Here is a 17,029-nt window from a genome sequence, read left to right on the forward strand (position 1 = left end):
TGCAATACATAGATGTTTCCGGCATACTAAGCATACTGAGGCGGGATGTTTAGGGCCAGCCCTGGCGAGGATGATTATGCTGCGATTACTTGAACGAAGCATCACATTGCAACTACTTGTCTTCTATTGCTTATTTTTGCTACCCTTGCTGTTGGGCGGTGTCGAGTTGTATCTCTTTCAGCGCAACGCGCTCCAGCAGAATGCCACGCGCGCGGATTTGAGTCTTGCCCAGGCAGTTGCCCTTGATGTCGAATCGATTATTGGCCCCGCGATAAATATTGATACCACCCTATCTTATAGCCAGGAAGCCAAGAGGCTTGATCGGCAGCAACTCGCTGCTGCCTTCTCCCTGGCAGCACTCTCGCAGCCCTCCAGCAATCTCTATGCGGTCTGCGATGTATCTGGAAACCTGCTGCTTGTGTCGCCAGAGAGCCAGGCCCACAACTTGAGTGAAAGCCAGTTGTGCCGCCACTTCCTGCCTTCGGTGCAGACAAATGGATCACTTATCTCTATCAGTCGTATTAGTCTCAATTCAGGTGGGTCTCTGGTCGTGCTTGCACGGCGCATTAGTGATGATCGAGGAAAGGTGGTCGGGACCATGTTGGTGACCCTCCAGCTTGAGCAACTGGCGGCGCGCCTGCTATCGATGGAGAAGCAATGGAATACAAGTGGCGAGCTGCGTACCTGGGTGGTCGACCGCGAAGGCCATCCCATAGTACAGCCTGGACAGGGGCCTTTCGCGGCCGATTCGCGCGTGTCATTGCCTGGAGTGAAGGAGGCTTTACAGGGGAGGCAGGGGAGCCTGATCGCGCAGGAGTCTAACCGCGATTGGCTCTATAGCTATATGCCTGTCAGTCTGGACGGTGGTTACTGGGCCGTGGTGATCCAGAGGCCAACTGACAGCACATTTGCCACAGTCGTGAGCTTTCGTAATAGCCTGGGTATCGCGCTCTTTATGGTGCTTATCGGGGCCAGCTTTTTCTGGTTCGCGATGCATGGGGGAGTGGTCGCGCCGCTGAAGAAGTTGGCGCAGGCGGTCATCATGATCAAGCCAGATCAGGAGGCGAAGGTCATGGATGGTAAACTCCTTGTCAGGGAGCGGGAGCGTATCGACGAGATTGGGCAGGTCATCGCGGCCTTCTCCGCCATGGAGGACGAGGTACATGACCTCTTTCGCAAAAGCGATGCGACAAGCCAGGCGCGCCTGTACACCCTGGACGCCATTATGCATAGTATGAATGAAGGCCTGCTCCTCGAAGCTCCCGATGGGCATATCATCTATGCCAATCAGCGCTTTACCCAGTTTGTGGGTCTCTCGCCCAATGATCTCCTACCCCCTATTTTCGATGAGCATAAGGCGCAGGACGCACTGCTCTCGCTGATTGAAGATCCCGATGTGTACCAGCAAGCTGTGTATGCAGCCGAGACCAGGAGCGGACCCGATGTGATTGAATTTTATGTACGCGGCTACCATAATCCAATTGGACAATATATACCTGTGCGCAGGGCTGTTCGCCTGCGCGTGTTCCAGGTGCGCGACCAGGCAGACGCGCTTATTGGACGCGGAAAGGTCTTTCAAGATGTGACGCGTACCAACGAGGCGGAGCTTATCAAGAAGAACCTGCTCGCCATCGTTTCGCACGAGTTGAGAACGCCGTTAACGTCTATCAAAGGCTATGCTACGAGCTTGCTTGAAACCGATGTTGAGATGGAGAGCGCTATACAGGAGGATTTTCTGCGCGGGATTGTAATTGAGACTGATCGTATGGCGGAGCTGGTAACGAGCCTGTTGGATATGTCGCAAATCGAGGCTGGGACGCTCAAGCTCTCATCCGGTCTCTATCCCCTCGATGTATTAATCAAGCACGCTCTGCCAGAACAGGAAAGAGAAAAGGTACGAATCAGGCTGCCAGTGAAACCTTCTCTGATTGACGTAGATGGGAAGAGGATTGAGATGGTTTTGCGTAACCTGCTCCAGAATGCCCGGCGCTATGCTGGCGCCGATGCGCTCATCGAGATCGTGGTCAGGTATGAACAGGAAGATGGCGAGGTAAAGGGCGGACTCTATCTGAGTGTGATTGATAATGGCGCCGGTATTCCAGCGGATCTGACCGAGCGTATTTTTGAGCGTTTCTACCAGGTTGATAGTGGACGTAGACGTAGCAGCAGTGGTGTGGGGCTGGGGTTGGCCATTTGTCGTGGCTTTATCGAGGCACATGGAGGGCGAATCTGGGCCGAGAACCGGGCCGATGGAGCAACAGGCGCAGCCTTTCATATCTGGTTGCCGCCTCGTGTGCTTTACCCTCCTGACGCGCAGCCAGACACGTTTGCCTTGCTCAATATTTTGTAACCCAGAGAGGTGTTACTGTATGCCACAGGAGAAATATATTCTCGTCGTTGATGACGAGCCGGGGATTCGCAATTTTATCCGGCGCAACCTGGAATTGCGTGCCTTCAAGGTCTTGCTTGCCAGCGATGGATTAGAGGCCCTGGCGCACTTTGACCAGGCTAACGTGGTCCTGGTGATCCTGGATATCATGTTGCCTAACATGGATGGCTTAGAAGTTTGTCGCCGTATCAGGCAGAAGAGCACTGTTCCCATAGTCATGTTAACCGCGTTAGGAGAGGACGCCGACAAAATCGCGGCCCTGGATCAGGGCGCCGATGATTATTTGACGAAGCCCTTTAGCGTGGGCGAATTGATGGCACGAGTGAAGGCTGTGCTCAGACGAAGTCACTGGGCGTTTGATGAAGTGCCTGTCTCGGCTGGCGTGAAGCGCTTTGGCGGCCTGGAGATCGACTTTGAGCAGAAGCAGGTCTGGCGCGACGGCGATCCCGTCAAGCTCTCGCCAACCGAGTTTCACCTGCTGCAGGAACTGGCCCTGCATCCAGGGAAAATCTTTACTCATGAGGCACTATTACGCCGGGTGTGGGGAGTAGAGTATCGCAGCGAGTCCGAATATTTGCGTGTCTATATTGGACGCCTGCGGCGCAAACTGGAGGCCAATCCCTCTCGCCCAACGCATATCATGACCGAGCCAGGTATTGGGTACTATATGACCAGCTAGGGCAGGCGTTTTTTGGGGAGGACCTATGAAAGACGCTTAAAGCTGTATTCAGTCCTTGTCGATAACACATAGTGAGAAAGATACCCCTCGTCTGGTAGTGATGGACCCTTTTCGCTAGTACTGCTAGAAGACAAAGTACCACTCTGAAACAAATTCCCCCTGACTTCGCTCTTATATCCCATGCGTCACTGAGGCGCAGGTAATAAGAAATAAGGAGAACGTATACTTCTCCGTAAGGAAACGCATTTTATGACAGTGAACCGATCCACCACGATGGTGTTATCAAACGATGACTTCAAGCCGTCCCCTGTCAAACGCCCTACTACGCCAAAGGAAGCCAGTAATGAGTATGCCGAGCTTAAACATCTGATGAAGCAGAGGGGGCTTCTGGAAAAGCAGCCCGCCTACTATACATATAGAGTTGCCCTTCTTCTGGGGCTCCTTCTCATTGGCATTGTGTTTTTCCTGCTTGTTAATGTGCTCTGGTTACAACTTCTTGACGCGGTCTACATGGCCTTTGTTTTTGCTCAGGTTGGCTTAGTAAGCCATGAGGCAGGCCACCGCCAGATGTTTGCTCGTTCATGGAAACATGATCTTCTGGGCCTGGTGGGAGGAAACCTCTTGATCGGCATGAGTTATGGCTGGTGGCTTGATAAGCATAATAAGCACCATAGCCATCCCAATCAAGTGGATATGGATCCAGATATTGAAATCCCTTTTCTTGAATTTACAGGCATGGAAGATGTGCGGCAGATGGGCAAGTTTAGACAATTTCTGGTCAAACACCAGGCCTTGCTCTTCTTTCCAGCCTTGATGACGGTCGCAGGGGGCCTGCAATATAATAGTATTAAGTTTCTGTTGCACCAGAAGGCCAGGTACAAAGGCCTCGAGTGGCTTCTTCTGGTTGCCCACTATGTTTTCTACTTCGCATTTGTCTTCTCGCATGTACCATTCTGGGCGGGTATCCTCTTCATTGCCATCCACCAGGCTGCCACCGGATTTTACCTGGGATCGATTTTTGCTCCCAACCATAAGGGCATGCCTGTCCTTGAAAAAGAAAGTAAAGCCAGCTTCTTGCAGCGCCAGGTGATGACCTCGCGTAACATCCATGCGCATCCACTTACCGATTTTGTGTATGGTGGCTTAAATTATCAGATTGAGCATCACCTGTTCCCTGCCATGCCGCGTAATAAGTTGAAAGAAGCACAGGGGATTGTGAAAGCATTCTGCCAGGAGCGTGCTATCCCCTATCATGAAACGAATATCACCCAGTCCTTCAAAGAGATTCTCCAATACTTACACCTGATTGGTGCGCCATTGCGCAGTGCCTGAGTTAAAGAAGATAGCAGCATAAGAGAGAAGAAATGGGTGCTGCCTCAAATATACAATATGACAAACAGAAAAGAGGGAGAGGAGGGCAAGTTTGCCCTCCTCTCCCTCTTTTCTGTTTCAAACTATACTGCTTCGCTGATGGGGGCCTGGCTGGTGAACTGGCTGTTGTGGAGATCGGCGTAGAAGCCTTTCTTCGTCAGCAGTTCCTCGTGGGTGCCCTGCTCAATGATCGTGCCGTGATTCATAACCAGGATCAGGTCGGCATCGCGGATCGTGGAGAGACGGTGCGCGATGACGAAGCTGGTGCGGCCCTTCATCAGCTCGCCCATGGCTCGCTGAATCTGGATCTCGGTACGAGTATCGACGCTACTGGTGGCCTCGTCCAGGATTAGGATCTCGGGATCGGCCAGGAAGGCGCGTGCGATGGTAAGCAACTGCTTCTGACCCTGCGAGATGTTGCTGGCTTCTTCATTAAGGATCGTGCTATAGCCCTCGGGCAGGGTGCGGATAAAGTGGTCGGCGTAGGCCGCTTTGGCCGAGCGTACGATCTCTTCCTCCGTGGCTCCCTCGTGTCCATAGGCGATATTGTCGCGAATGGTACCGTTGAAGAGCCAGGTATCCTGGAGCACCATACCGAAGGTACGGCGCAGATCTCCGCGCTTCAGCTGTGTGATATCCACGCCATCGACCAGGATGCTACCGCCGTTGACCTCGTAGAAGCGCATCAGCAGATTGACAAGGGTCGTCTTGCCCGCGCCCGTGGGGCCAACGATGGCGATCATCTGTCCAGGCTGGACATGGATATTCATGTCCTCCATCAGGATCGCGTCTTCTTTATAGCCAAAGCGTACATGCTGGAACTCGACCGCGCCCTGACGCTCCTCGATGACCGCAGCAGGCATGGCATCGGGAATTTCCTCTGACTCATCGAGGAGTTCGAAGACGCGTTCGGCCGAGGCCATCGTGGATTGAATCACGTTAGCGAAGTTCGCGAGCTGAGTGATTGGCATGGTAAACTGCTGGGCATACTGAATGAAAGCCTGTACGTCACCAATGGTGATGCCTCGCTGAGTCACCATAATGCCGCCAATCACGGCCACAAAGGCGTAGCCAAGGTTACCAATCGAGCGCATGAGGGGCATGATCATGCCCGACATAAACTGCGCCTTCCAGCCAGCCTCATAGAGTTCTTCATTTAATGCTGCGAACTGAGTAAGGGCCTCATCCTCATAGCCAAAGGCTTTGACAATTTTGTGCCCAGAGTACATCTCCTCAACATGGCCATTGAGGTGCCCCAGCGCTCGCTGCTGATTGCGGAAGTAGGTTTGTGAGCGTTTGGCGATGCCCACCGTCACCAGCAAGCTCAAAGGAAGCGTCACCAATACGATCAGGCTCAGCAGCCAGCTGATAGAGAACATCAACACAATGACGCCCACCAGCGTAACTGCTGAAGTGATCAACTGAGTGATGCTCTGCTGGAGCGTTGTGCTGATATTATCCATATCATTGACGGCGCGGCTGAGAATCTCGCCATGTGTGCGTCCGTCAAAGAACTTCAGCGGTAGGCGCGAGAGCTTCTCTTCAATCTCGCGGCGCAGGCGATAGACAGTCCTCTGCGCGACTGTGGCCATGATGTACTGCTGGATATAGGTAAAGATGGCGCTGATCACATAGAGACCGAGCAGGAGCAGAAGGATCTGCGCGATATAGGTGAAGTCGATACCAGGGGCAGGCTGATGCCTGAGAAATGCCTGGTATTTCGCGATAAGGCCATCAAAGAGTTTTGTTGTTGCCAGGCCCATAATTTTCGGTCCGACAATGTTGAAGACCGTACCAATGATGGCTGCTATCAGAATAATCGATAAACGGATTTTATAGGGCGCAAAGTAACCGAGTAAGCGATTAAAGGTTTTTCGAAAATCTTTTGGTTTCTCTACTGGTCGTCCCATAGCGCCCATTGGGCCGCCACCCATGGGTCCCCCACCGGGTCGCTGTCCATTGCGTGCCTGGCTCATGCGATTTCCTCCAGAGCGAGCTGAGAAGTGACGATTTCGCGATAGACCTCGGAGCTCTGCATCAGCTCGTGATGTGTACCAATACCAACCATACGACCCTCATCCAGGACAATGATCTGATCGGCATCCATAACGGTGCTGACGCGCTGGGCAACAATGAGGACTGTCGCTTCCTGAGTTTCTTGTTTGAGCGCGGCGCGTAGCCGGGCATCGGTCTTGAAGTCTAGCGCCGAGAAGCTGTCATCAAAGATGTAGATCTCTGGTCGACGGACCAGGGCGCGGGCGATTGAGAGACGCTGCTTCTGGCCACCAGAGACGTTAGTACCACCCTGGGCGATGGCTGAATCGAAGCCATCCTTCATGTCCTGAATGAAGTCGCTGGCCTGAGCGACCTCGGCGGCACGGCGAATCTCATCATCGGTGGCATCGCGCTTGCCGAAGCGGATGTTTTCGTTAATCGTACCCGAGAAGAGGATTGCCTTCTGTGGCACAAAGCCAATCTTCTCGCGCAGGTGTTCCTGGGACATCTCGCGTACATCGACGTTATCGACAAGCAGGTTACCGCTATCGATATCGTAGAAGCGCGGAATCAGGTTCACCAGGGTTGACTTACCTGAGCCGGTGCCACCGATGATCGCGGTCACTTGGCCGGGCTTTGCGCTAAAGGAGATGTGAGAGAGCGCAGGCTCCTCCGCGCCAGGATAGCTGAAGGTGACATCCTGGAACTCGACGTAACCACTTTGAGCGTTGGCCAGTTTTACCTGCTCTGCATCCTTGATCTCAGGTTTAATGGCTAACGCCTCATTGATGCGGTCAGCGGAGGCCGCGGCGCGTGGTACCATAATGAACATCATTGAGACCATCAGCATGGCGAAGAGAATCTGCATCGCGTACTGCAAGAAGGCGATGAGCGCTCCCACCTGCATCTGGCCGTTATCGATGCGAATGGCGCCAAACCAGAGGATGGCCACGCTGGAGACATTAAGCACCAGCATCATGACAGGCATCAAGAAGGCAATGATTCGGTTGACCCTGATTGAGACATCCGTCAAATCAAGGTTGGCGTCATCAAAGCGCTTCTCCTCGTACTTCACACGGTCGAAGGCGCGAATAACGCGGACGCCGGTCAGTCCTTCATCGACAATCAGATTGATTTTATCCAGCTTCTTCTGCACCGACTGGAAGAGCGGGATGGCCCGGGTCATGATCAATAGAATGGTTCCGACCAGGATAGGAATGACGACGACAAGGATCCAGGAGAGGCCCACATCCTGTTGCAGGGCCAGAATGATGCCGCCAATAGCCATCATGGGAGCGGTAATCATCATGCCAAGAATCATGACATAGACTTGCTGGACCTGAGTCGTATCATTGGTGGTGCGTGTAATCAGTGACGCGGTGCTGATCGTGTCGAACTCATGCAGCGAGAATGCCTCTGCTCGCGTAAAGATGTTGCCGCGGATGATCTTACCAAAGCCAGTCGCGACCCTGGAGGAGAAAAAGCTACCGATAATGGCACAGATTGTGCCACCAAGCGTGATCAGCAGCATCAGGCCGCCGATTCTCCAGATGTAGTTTGTATCGCTTTTGGCGATACCATTGTCCACGATATCCGCCATAAGAGTTGGTAGATACAGGTTTGCCATAGATTGGGCAAAAGCAAGGATCAAGATGAGAACGATGGCCAATCTAAACGGTTTCATAAACCGTAGCAATTTAATCATGCCTCTTCTCCCTTCCATGGAAAGAAGTAACCATTAGTGTCCCTCTCATTAAAGTATTGAAATGCTTTTATCAATAAGTCCGCAAGTTGATTACTCTGTTGATCTCCCAGGTACTCGCTCAGGTTTTGAAAAGTCTCGAACAAGACACTTTCGGCCTTCTGCGCAAGTTGTTCTCCATGTTCTGTTAACGCGATACCTACGGCACGCCTATCTGTCGGGTCGGTATGGCGTTCAACCAGGCCATTGGCTTCGAGGCTATTCAGCAATTGTGTGATCGTTGGAGAGGTCACATGCATATGCTTACTGATCTCTGAGACCTTAATTGGGCGACCATTGCCCTGTACTCCATGCCGGATCGCGAATAACACTCCCACCTCGCTGGGTTTGCACCCGGTAAAGTTTTGATGCAGTTCGCTACGATGGAATTGCATAAAGGTCTTATTGAACCGCATCAGTGACTGCGCAAGCTTCCTTGCTGTCGCATTGGTGTCTGAATCCATAAGAGGTTATCCGCCTTTGAAGGTGCTGCTAAAAGATTGGAAACTAATTTATTAGGGAACCTATCTATTAGTTTAATATAGATATATCGTATTGTCAATACGTGCATAGCCGAAGGCAAGATATAGGAGGCGTGCCCTCTCTCTTTGTATCTTCGCACTTGCGGTACTCAGGGGGTAGCGTTGCGTGCTGTCTGCTGCGGACATGCGTCCGCAGCAGGCAGCACGCAACGCTACTCTTATTTACTCATAGCAGGCTAGAATTGTGCGTGCCTCTTGTTTGATAGCTTCAATAAGTTCTGGAGGGGAGGTAATGATTGCATCACTGCCGAGAGGGAGGAACTGGCGGGCATAGAAATCAAGTTCTTTGAGCGGTATATGTTGCTGAATGATGCCATTGCCGTCGTTATCGAGAGCAAGGTTGGATAGAAAGGCGCGCCAGTTGAGGCGTTTCATCCAGGGCTTGTGAATTATTGCTGAGCGACGCTCCTGGGAAGCAAGAAGCGAAAAGCAAGATGAGGATGAGAAGCAAAGTGGCGTCTGGTCGCAGCAATCTGAGAAGACCCTTGACGATGAATAAGGGTGATCGCCAAATTGCGGAACGTTGCCAGGATCTGAGGTGCCTGCCCAGAGCGCAAGCGAGAACGATCCTCACCAAAGGTCATATCGCGGACATAATGGGAGGAGTTCTCGATACTCCAGTGTCCCCGTACTAATGCAAGTAAGCGCTGGGGGCTGGCCTCAAGAGCAGTCAAAGGCGTGATGAGATAGACCACTTCGTGGCTGGTTTTTCCCGTTTTGCGAACCGTGACGGTTCGTGTCAGTTCGGCCACTTGCTCGATGAGTGGCCAGTCAGCCAGGTAGGAATTCATTTCGGTGCTCACACGGATAGAACGCTTTTCAATCCGTCCTCGATGCTGATCAAGCGTGGAGTCTTGCGCAAAAGAAGCATGTGGATCGGCGAAATAGGCGGTGAGATCTGCGTAGAGGGTCGGCTGATTGTTTTTGACGGTGAGAACGGTTTTGCCACCCAAGGCATCCACGCACCTCATGAAATCCTTCTGCGTGTGCAAAGCGTCTGCGGTGAAGACGCGTCCATCGACAGGCAAGCAGGGCAAGAGGGCCTGTGCGACTGGGATTTCATTCGTCTTCTCGGAAACGGCAACTTGCAGCAGTGTTTCCTGGCTGTGATGTGTGCGAAAGGAGAGCAGATGGGGAGCAGAATGTTTGTCCGATCTTCCCCCACGAACCGTCTTGCCATCTAAGGCAATGGGATCATCGAGGGTGGCTTGCAGAGTCCGACGTATCCAGTCCGCCAGGGCGCACTCGATCTGTTCGGCATCCAGGCGCGGGAGGAGTTTGCGGTAGAGTGAATCACTGGGGCACAGGAAGCGACGTGGTCCGAAGAGTCGGATGAGCAGAAGACGTTGATCACGACACCACTCTGCAACTGCCAGGGTCGAGTCACAATTGCAGAGGAAGCCCGCTACCAGGCAGGTCAGCACGTACGCCAATTCATAGCGCAATCCATGCTTGGAACGGGGATCTGGGATGGTGGCAAACACTTCGTACAAACTCAGCAATGGTTGCTTTTCCAATAACTGGTGGCGAGCATCACTCGTCAGTGAAGGCAAGGTCAGTGACAATGCAGTAGAATAAGACATCGGAGGCTCCTTCTTCTCGATAGATCGGTTTGGAATGTCTATCGTAGCAGATCTTGGAGTCTCCTGCTCTCAGCAATAATTCACAAGCCCTGGCGTTTCATCCCTCGTTTATTGATTATCACACATAACTCAAGCAGAGGCTCTTCATCGGGATCGTTCACCTGGAGCCATGCGCGTAGCGACATTTTAGCGGGTTGCGTAAGTCCCTCTACACGCTGGAGCGATAGCACGCGATCGGCGCGCAGCGAGACATGCAGCAGGCGCCTGTGATCAAAGCAGGCGCAGTACCAGAAGCCATCAGTTGCATACAATCCATAGGGATAAATCAGGCGCTCAGTCGTTTGGGAGCGCGACTCATACTTTATATTTAGATGAACCTCGTCGATGGCTGCCTGTAGTAGCTCGGTCAGGAGCGGGGCTGTATAGTCGCGTTGTGTACCAGATATTACGAGGTGTGCGCGCAAACGTTCCAGACGACGGACGACGTCTGGAGGCAAGGCGTTGCAGAGCTTGGTAATGGCTGAGAGACTCTGCACCGCGAAGGGAGTATCGGCATATTCCACAAGTGCCTCGTAAGAGAGGAGCATGCCCAGAGCTTCGTCTTCTGTGAGTGACAGTGGTAAAAGGAGCTGCTTTTGCAGCAAGAAGTAGCCGCCATGAGGCCCAGGAGTCGCGGCAAGCGGCACTCCCATCATGGACAGGGCTTGTAGGTCTCTGAGCATCGTGCGCCTGGAAACGTGTAACTCATGCGCTAACTCCTGTACTGTAAAATGGCGCATCGTGCGCAGGCGCAGCATCAGCTCCAGCAGGCGTTCCGTTCGTGACATATCTCGCTCCTCAAAATAGCGCCACTCTTTGTCACCATTATAGCCTATACTGGCAGGCATACAGGCATTGATGAAGCCATACAGAAATTGAGGAACAGCGACATGAGCAAAACAGCTTTTTACACCTTTCAGCAACAAGTCAATAGACTCTATTATGCCAATGAGTATGTTCAAGCTTTTGCACTTATTGAGGAAAAGTATGCTGACTTCCCTGAGCAATCAGCTCAAATTGCCTACTGGCGGCTCTGCTTTCATGCCTTGCTTGGCAAGCAGAAGGAGGCGCTCCAGATTTTCCACGAGACTCTGGACCGAGGTGACTGGTTTGGACCCTCTATGCTAGAGCAAGACCTGGACCTGGTTGAACTGCGTCCACTGGCGGAATTTCAGGAGATGCTAGAGGTATGTCGTCAACGCCTGGTACAGGCGAAGGACAAGGCGCAGCCCGAATTACATATCGTGAAACCAGAGGCAGAGGTCAGGCCTCTGCCTCTGCTAATAGCGCTTCATGGTAATCAAGGGAATGCTTACGAGTCGCTTGGGGAATGGAGAGGCGTTACCGCTCAGGGATGGCTTCTGAGCGTGCCTACCTCTTCTCAAATTGATGGCCCAGGTTGCTTTATCTGGAATGATCGAGAAGCTGGTGGGAGAGAAATATATCAACATCTGACCATGTTGAATGGCGAACATGAGGTTGATTCCAAACGTGTAGTGCTTGGTGGCTTCTCGATGGGTGGAGGTTTGGCAGTCTGGGTGGCGCTCACCCAAGCTATTCCATGTTGTGGTTTTGTCGTTCTGGCACCTTATTTGACTGATGAAGAACTCGAAAAATTGCCCGCTATACTGGCACAGCAGCAACCAACTGGATTGCGCGGTTATATTATCGTCGGCCAGGAGGATAGTGTATAGTTGATCAAAGCATAACCATCTATTGCAATGATTATCCTTCTCACTTTAACCTACGCCTGTTTACCAAACAGCGGACTAGGCGGGAGGATGCACTACGAGCATCCTATGCACCTCTCTCTACTGAGAGATGTTCACTCGTGAGATGATTCCAGGAACATCTCTGGGGGATCCCAGAAGCTCAACTGGACGGGAGGCCCGGCATCCTGGATCCTCTGCTGATTCTGCTGTTTCCACGCTTCATGCCGCGTCATGAGGAGCGCCTTGACCTCCGAGGTCGAGCGACATGCCGCCAGTTTCCGATCCCCCCAGCGTCCCGCGAGCGTCTGTGCGGCTTTGCGGTCGGCCTGGTCTGCGTAACCACAGACCAGGCACTTGAAGGTTTTCTGGTTCGGCCGATTAGCGCGATCGACATAATGGCAGCGGGGGCATTCCTGAGAGGAATAGGCGGCTCGGACCGTGTGGGCTGCCATGCCCTGTTTGGCGGCGGCCCAGGCCAGCTGCTCTGGGATATGCCCCAGGTGAGAAGCATACAGATAACTGTTCATCACCCTTGCTTTGAAGCGCATCGAGGCCACATTGAGGTCCTCATAAATGAGTCTGGCATCTCGATGATCTTTGACCAACGCATTGACCGCCCGGTTGATCTCTTGCTTGACGTGACGGCTCAAGCGTTGCGACGTTTCAGAACTTGTCGAAGGAAGCTTGCCCTTTGGGACGCCTTTCTTTTCCAGACAGGCTCGCAGTTTCGCCTTGCGGCGACGCTTTTCCCGATCGTGCTTGTGCTGTCGGGCCATCTTGCCATGAAAACTGCCATACGCTTTATTGGTGGAGGTCGTGAGGAAATGGGCAATGCCCACATCGACGCCTACTGTAGGGGCGTCAGGCTTGGTTTGAAGAGGAACGTCCTCGTCAAAGGAGAGCGTCAGCCACCAGACTCCATTGCGCCTTGTGAAGTGTTGTGGATGCATTGAGCGTGCGGCCTTCGAGTGCTCGTTTGTGATAGGAGGCGAGTTTGACTGGGACTCGAAGCGGATTCCCGACATCTAAGGTGGACACGCGCAGCCAGTAGTCGAACGTGGAGTCCTCCGACTTCTCGAGCACCACCACGTTGACATTGGCTTGGATGACTGGCACACGCAGCACAGGGAGATCCCATTCGGTCCAGGTCGGTTCGCGGCGTTTGAAGGCGGACATCCGGCCTTCCGCCTGAGCCTTGGCCTGAGCGTAATCAGCCACATCTTCCAGGTACGCCTGATAGGCGTTCGCTCGATTCGTGCGAACGCTTTTGGCAATGCCTGCGGCTTGCTGTATTGCCACTCGATGCAAGCGGTCGGAAAGATCGGTTTTGAAGACGGTTTCTTGGTACTTGTCCGGGCTTGTCTCGGCCTCGCAAAACAGGGTGGTGTACTGTTGGCACAGCGGCAAGTAAACCGCCACAAGCTGATCGAGCGCCTCAAGTTTGCCAGGATTGGCCTCAATGAGACGGATATGGGTCACCGCTCGAGTGATGGTCTGCTTCGTCTTCTTTTTGCGCTTGCGCTTTTTTTTCTCATCAAGCGAGGCTTTTTGGGGCTTCTTGCTCACGGGCGGGTCCATTCTGCTGCAAAGCCGCTAGCACTTGTTCCGTCTTGCGTTTGGCTCGTCTGCGACCATAAAGACGAGCGCAAAACGAGGGAATGATGCTGATAAAATCGCCCATGAGATCATCTTCGGCAGTATCAGCGGTGTTGACGATGACCAGTTTCCGTCCTTGCATAGCCAACAAGGTCTGAATATAGGCCACGCCAAAGCGAGAAGCGCGATCTTTGTGTTCAACCACGATCTGCCCGATTTTGAGATCTGCCAGCAGCGCCAGAAACTTGGGCCGCTGATCGTTGATGCCACTGCCGCACTCTTTGACGACTTTGCTGACCGACCAGCCTTGGGCATTGCACCAGGTCACCAGCCGCTCGGCTTGCCTTTCCAGGTTGTCTTTGTTTTCGCTGCTTGAAACACGAGCATACACAGCGACGGCGTGGACCGGAACCGAGCGAAGCTCCGGCGGATCAATGATCACGGTGCCGGTGGGCAATTGATAGCCGGGAATCTGGCCGCGTTTCCACATACGCCAGGCGCTGTTATAACTGATCCCAATCTTCTTGGCATAACTCGATAACTTCATACATCCAAGTATACTCTATCTGCTTGAGATATGCAAGAGATGATGATACTTTGTGATGGTTGCTTATACAAAATGGATACCTGAAAGTATCACGCAGGCTTGCCGAGCTAATGAACGAGCACCAGCTTTCCTGTGAGCTGCAACTGCTGCCCGGCTTAATACATACCTATCCAGCAGATTTTATGGAACATGTGGCTAGAGGGCTAAAGTTTATCGAGCAGTAGACAGAAGGTGAACTGACCCGGTTTTGGTGGAGTGTTCCACCAAAACCGGGTCAGTTCACCTTCTGTCTATGGGATGCATAACAGGATAAGGATGACTTCTCTTATTATAGCAAGACTGTGGCTGTGACAGAGTAGATGGGGGGCAGAAAATCAGCGATCAACTGCCAGTTTTCTCCACGGTCATTGCTGGCAAACAACTGACCTGTTTTGGTGCCGGCGTAGACGCCGCATGGATTCAGGCTATCAGTGCAGAGGGCATGTCGCAGGACTCCCATTCGCACGCCTTGCCCCTCAGGCAAACCATGGGTCTGAGGAGTCCACTGCTCTCCGGCATTCTCTGTGCGATACACCGTGAAATGTGTTCCGCTGTTATGTCGACCTTCGGGGTCTTCCACAACGACGAAGAGAGTTTCGGGATGGTGTGGATCAAGGGCAATAGGGAAGCCAAATTCAGATGGCAAGTTGTGCTGGATATCGATCCAATCTTCCCCAGCATTGAGGCTTTTATAGATACCACAGTGATTCTGCTGATAGAGGACATCTGGTTGGGTAGGATGCTGGACCAGGCGGTGAATGCATTGCCCAAACTCAGGATAAGGGTCAGGAAGAAAACCGGCACGCGTATTTTTATTTGCGAAGACCCAGCTTCTTCCACCGTCATCTGTGCGCATGCAACCAACAGCGGAGATACCTATCCACATGCGCGAGGGCCGTGTGGGGTCGGCAATAATGGTATGCAGGCAGAGTCCGCCAGCACCAGGTCCCCATTGTGAGCGGCTGGGATGGGACAAGAGAGCGGGATTGGGTTCCCAGGTTTCACCTTGATCAGTACTCATCCAAAGACTGGCTGGATCTACGCCAGCATAGACCACATCAGGCTCCGTTGTACGACCGGGTACAATAGTCCAGATATTCTGCAGTTTCAAATCACTCTGAGGCGGAAACTGGATACCTTGCCTGGGCTCTTGCCAGCTCTGGCCAAAATCATCACTGTAACGTATGAACGAGCCGAAAAAATCACCATTCTCGGCGGCAAAGAGACGACAACCGTTACGTTGATCGAAGATAGCCGAAAAGATGCGCCCTTTGCTCAGGGAGGTTGCTTCAATATTCCAGGTCACACGATCCTGGGAGGTCAGCAGAAATAATCCACACTTCGTGCCCAGTCCGACAATAACAGTCCCTGCGGGGTACTTATGATGGTGTGTCATGAATAGCTCCTTTTTGAGAAAGGTTGTTTGAATGTTCGTATTAACCACCAGCTACCGATTGTAAAATGCGGATACGTGCTCCAGCGGGTACCGGCGTATCAAGGCCTTGTAAGAAGCGAATATTTTCTTTTTCCAGAAAGATATTGACATAGGGGCGTAGTTCACCTGTTTCATAACAGAGGTTGAACTGCATCCCAGGAGCGTACTGTTCCAGCGCCTCAATGACCTCGCGAATTGTGTGACCAATAACCGTTATGGAGGAATTGTTGTTGATTTTTGCACGAAGCACAGATGGGAAGATGACTGTGACGGAAGACATATCTGCTCACCTCTCTTTACCACTAAAGATGTCCATATTAAGTATCATCTCTTATCAACAAAAAAACTTCTCCTATCTTGCTCATTTTTTGAAGATGGCCTCACCAAGTTGGCAATGTCAAATAAACCGAACCAAAGCCACATATGCCAGTAGCAGGACTGCTACTGGCATATGTGGCTTTGTGTCTGCTAGTGTCCACTCTTGAGACGGGCGAGGATGGAGAAGAGGCCGCCGATGACGGGGCGGGCCTGGAAGCCGTTTTGGGTATCGCTTATGGTGTCGTACCAGTCGGTGAAGGGGACGCGAGAACTAGTTGTGTTAGCAAAACTGTAAAGTGGATCGACAAAGAACTGCCGTAATTGCAGATTACTGGCGGAGGCGGCAGTCCACATCTCCCAATCGGCCTTGGTGTAGGAATGGCGGTTATCGAGCGGAATACCATAGGTGTTCTCTTTGCCGCTATACCAGCTATCCTCTTCCTGGATGACCGAGGAGGGAATGAGATTAAGGCCAAGCAGCTTATCCGGAAAGGCATTGTACTTGAGGCTCCAGGTCCCATCCTGGTCATAGGCCAGCTTGAGATGCTGCCCTGAGGAGTCCTGTGACCTGGTGACCCACTGGCTAATATAGCTGCTGGCCTGCCCCGCGTAGTACTGGGCGCCGGAGGTGTTGCCCGCAAAGGTTGCCACCTGGCCCATGGCCCCAATGCCCAGGATGCCCTTGCCAGGTTGGAGCTATGCGCGATAAAGCCGGTGAAGTCGTCGGTCTGGTTCTGGTTGGCGGGATCAAGCGTAGTCGGAGAAGCGCGAGATGCTCCTCGTAGCCTTGATAGGACAATACCATCCGCCCGTTGAGTGTTCCAATACTGATCTGCTGGTTGCACCGAAAGGTGTAGTCGCGTCCATAGGTATACTGCACGGTCGGTGAGCTTATAGTGTGGCGGTTGATCCAGTCCTTTAAAACGCTTTTTGGTGATCCTGGCACGGCAATGTTCTTTGTTCTTCAAAAAAACATGTTATTTGTTTTGGATAAATACGAAGTAAACCCTGGAAAAGTATAGCCACTAAATTCTAGCGTAGAA

Annotated in this window: 15 protein-coding genes and 1 pseudogene; 4 read left to right on the forward strand and 12 right to left on the reverse strand. The window is 52.5% G+C overall.

What is annotated here, in order from left to right; translation table 11 throughout:
* The first annotated feature begins 76 nt into the window (after nucleotides 1-76).
* The 3 genes from KRAC_RS51175 (at nucleotide 77) to KRAC_RS51185 (ending at nucleotide 4,400) form a co-directional block, all read left to right on the forward strand.
* Entirely contained in the window at nucleotides 77-2,350 is a 2,274-nt protein-coding gene (locus KRAC_RS51175; protein ID WP_007920832.1) for a sensor histidine kinase, read from the forward strand.
* Between the two features lie 19 nt (nucleotides 2,351-2,369).
* Nucleotides 2,370-3,068 (forward strand): response regulator transcription factor, encoded by a 699-nt coding sequence (locus KRAC_RS51180; RefSeq protein WP_007920834.1) that lies wholly within the window; start codon nucleotides 2,370-2,372, stop codon nucleotides 3,066-3,068.
* Between the two features lie 249 nt (nucleotides 3,069-3,317).
* Nucleotides 3,318-4,400: a fatty acid desaturase family protein gene (locus KRAC_RS51185; protein ID WP_007920842.1), complete on the forward strand. Its 1,083-nt coding sequence runs from the start codon at nucleotides 3,318-3,320 to the stop codon at nucleotides 4,398-4,400.
* A 122-nt stretch (nucleotides 4,401-4,522) separates the two neighbouring features.
* Here KRAC_RS51185 and KRAC_RS51190 read toward each other — a convergent pair whose 3' ends face one another.
* The 6 genes from KRAC_RS51190 to KRAC_RS51215 all read right to left on the reverse strand — a co-directional run bounded on the left by KRAC_RS51190 (nucleotide 4,523) and on the right by KRAC_RS51215 (nucleotide 11,127).
* Complete coding sequence (locus tag KRAC_RS51190) at nucleotides 4,523-6,415, reverse strand: ABC transporter ATP-binding protein (RefSeq protein ID WP_007920843.1); 1,893 nt, start codon at nucleotides 6,413-6,415, stop codon at nucleotides 4,523-4,525.
* Nucleotides 6,412-8,139: an ABC transporter ATP-binding protein gene (locus KRAC_RS51195; RefSeq protein ID WP_007920844.1), complete on the reverse strand. Its 1,728-nt coding sequence runs from the start codon at nucleotides 8,137-8,139 to the stop codon at nucleotides 6,412-6,414. The genes KRAC_RS51190 and KRAC_RS51195 overlap by 4 nt, the downstream gene beginning before the upstream one ends.
* Entirely contained in the window at nucleotides 8,136-8,639 is a 504-nt protein-coding gene (locus tag KRAC_RS51200; protein WP_007920845.1) for a MarR family winged helix-turn-helix transcriptional regulator, read from the reverse strand. The genes KRAC_RS51195 and KRAC_RS51200 overlap by 4 nt, the downstream gene beginning before the upstream one ends.
* Nucleotides 8,640-8,879: 240 nt before the next feature.
* Nucleotides 8,880-9,092: a WCX domain-containing protein gene (locus tag KRAC_RS51205; protein WP_007920846.1), complete on the reverse strand. Its 213-nt coding sequence runs from the start codon at nucleotides 9,090-9,092 to the stop codon at nucleotides 8,880-8,882.
* Between the two features lie 14 nt (nucleotides 9,093-9,106).
* Nucleotides 9,107-10,300, reverse strand: a complete 1,194-nt coding sequence (locus KRAC_RS51210) for an ISAs1 family transposase (protein ID WP_007912830.1) — start codon at nucleotides 10,298-10,300, stop codon at nucleotides 9,107-9,109.
* An 80-nt stretch (nucleotides 10,301-10,380) separates the two neighbouring features.
* The gene (locus tag KRAC_RS51215; RefSeq protein WP_007920847.1) at nucleotides 10,381-11,127 is read right to left on the reverse strand and encodes a helix-turn-helix transcriptional regulator; all 747 of its coding nucleotides are present in this window, start codon (nucleotides 11,125-11,127) and stop codon (nucleotides 10,381-10,383) included.
* Between the two features lie 102 nt (nucleotides 11,128-11,229).
* Between KRAC_RS51215 and KRAC_RS51220 the strand changes: the two genes are divergently transcribed.
* Nucleotides 11,230-12,033 (forward strand): alpha/beta hydrolase, encoded by an 804-nt coding sequence (locus KRAC_RS51220; protein ID WP_040447511.1) that lies wholly within the window; start codon nucleotides 11,230-11,232, stop codon nucleotides 12,031-12,033.
* A 131-nt stretch (nucleotides 12,034-12,164) separates the two neighbouring features.
* Here the strand turns inward: KRAC_RS51220 and KRAC_RS68065 are convergent.
* The 6 genes and pseudogenes from KRAC_RS68065 to KRAC_RS75020 form a co-directional block, all read right to left on the reverse strand.
* Nucleotides 12,165-13,629: pseudogene (locus KRAC_RS68065) on the reverse strand (RNA-guided endonuclease InsQ/TnpB family protein).
* The gene (locus KRAC_RS51235; RefSeq protein ID WP_007904842.1) at nucleotides 13,586-14,194 is read right to left on the reverse strand and encodes an IS607 family transposase; all 609 of its coding nucleotides are present in this window, start codon (nucleotides 14,192-14,194) and stop codon (nucleotides 13,586-13,588) included. Before KRAC_RS51235 ends, KRAC_RS68065 begins: the two are co-directional and overlap by 44 nt.
* A 328-nt stretch (nucleotides 14,195-14,522) precedes the next feature.
* Nucleotides 14,523-15,629 carry a WD40/YVTN/BNR-like repeat-containing protein gene (locus KRAC_RS51240; RefSeq protein ID WP_007920849.1) on the reverse strand — a complete coding sequence of 369 codons (1,107 nt, stop codon included), beginning with the start codon at nucleotides 15,627-15,629 and terminating at the stop codon, nucleotides 14,523-14,525.
* A 40-nt stretch (nucleotides 15,630-15,669) separates the two neighbouring features.
* Nucleotides 15,670-15,948, reverse strand: a complete 279-nt coding sequence (locus KRAC_RS51245) for a MoaD/ThiS family protein (RefSeq protein ID WP_007920850.1) — start codon at nucleotides 15,946-15,948, stop codon at nucleotides 15,670-15,672.
* A gap of 188 nt (nucleotides 15,949-16,136) precedes the next feature.
* On the reverse strand, nucleotides 16,137-16,637 hold the full coding sequence (locus tag KRAC_RS51250; protein WP_211221492.1) for a DUF1793 domain-containing protein: 501 nt from the start codon (nucleotides 16,635-16,637) through the stop codon (nucleotides 16,137-16,139).
* Nucleotides 16,570-16,932, reverse strand: a complete 363-nt coding sequence (locus KRAC_RS75020) for a hypothetical protein (RefSeq protein ID WP_211221493.1) — start codon at nucleotides 16,930-16,932, stop codon at nucleotides 16,570-16,572. The genes KRAC_RS51250 and KRAC_RS75020 overlap by 68 nt, the downstream gene beginning before the upstream one ends.
* Between the last annotated feature and the right edge of the window lie 97 nt (nucleotides 16,933-17,029).

Origin of the sequence: Ktedonobacter racemifer DSM 44963, assembly GCF_000178855.1 — a bacterium.
Classification (GTDB): Bacteria; Chloroflexota; Ktedonobacteria; order Ktedonobacterales; family Ktedonobacteraceae; genus Ktedonobacter; species Ktedonobacter racemifer.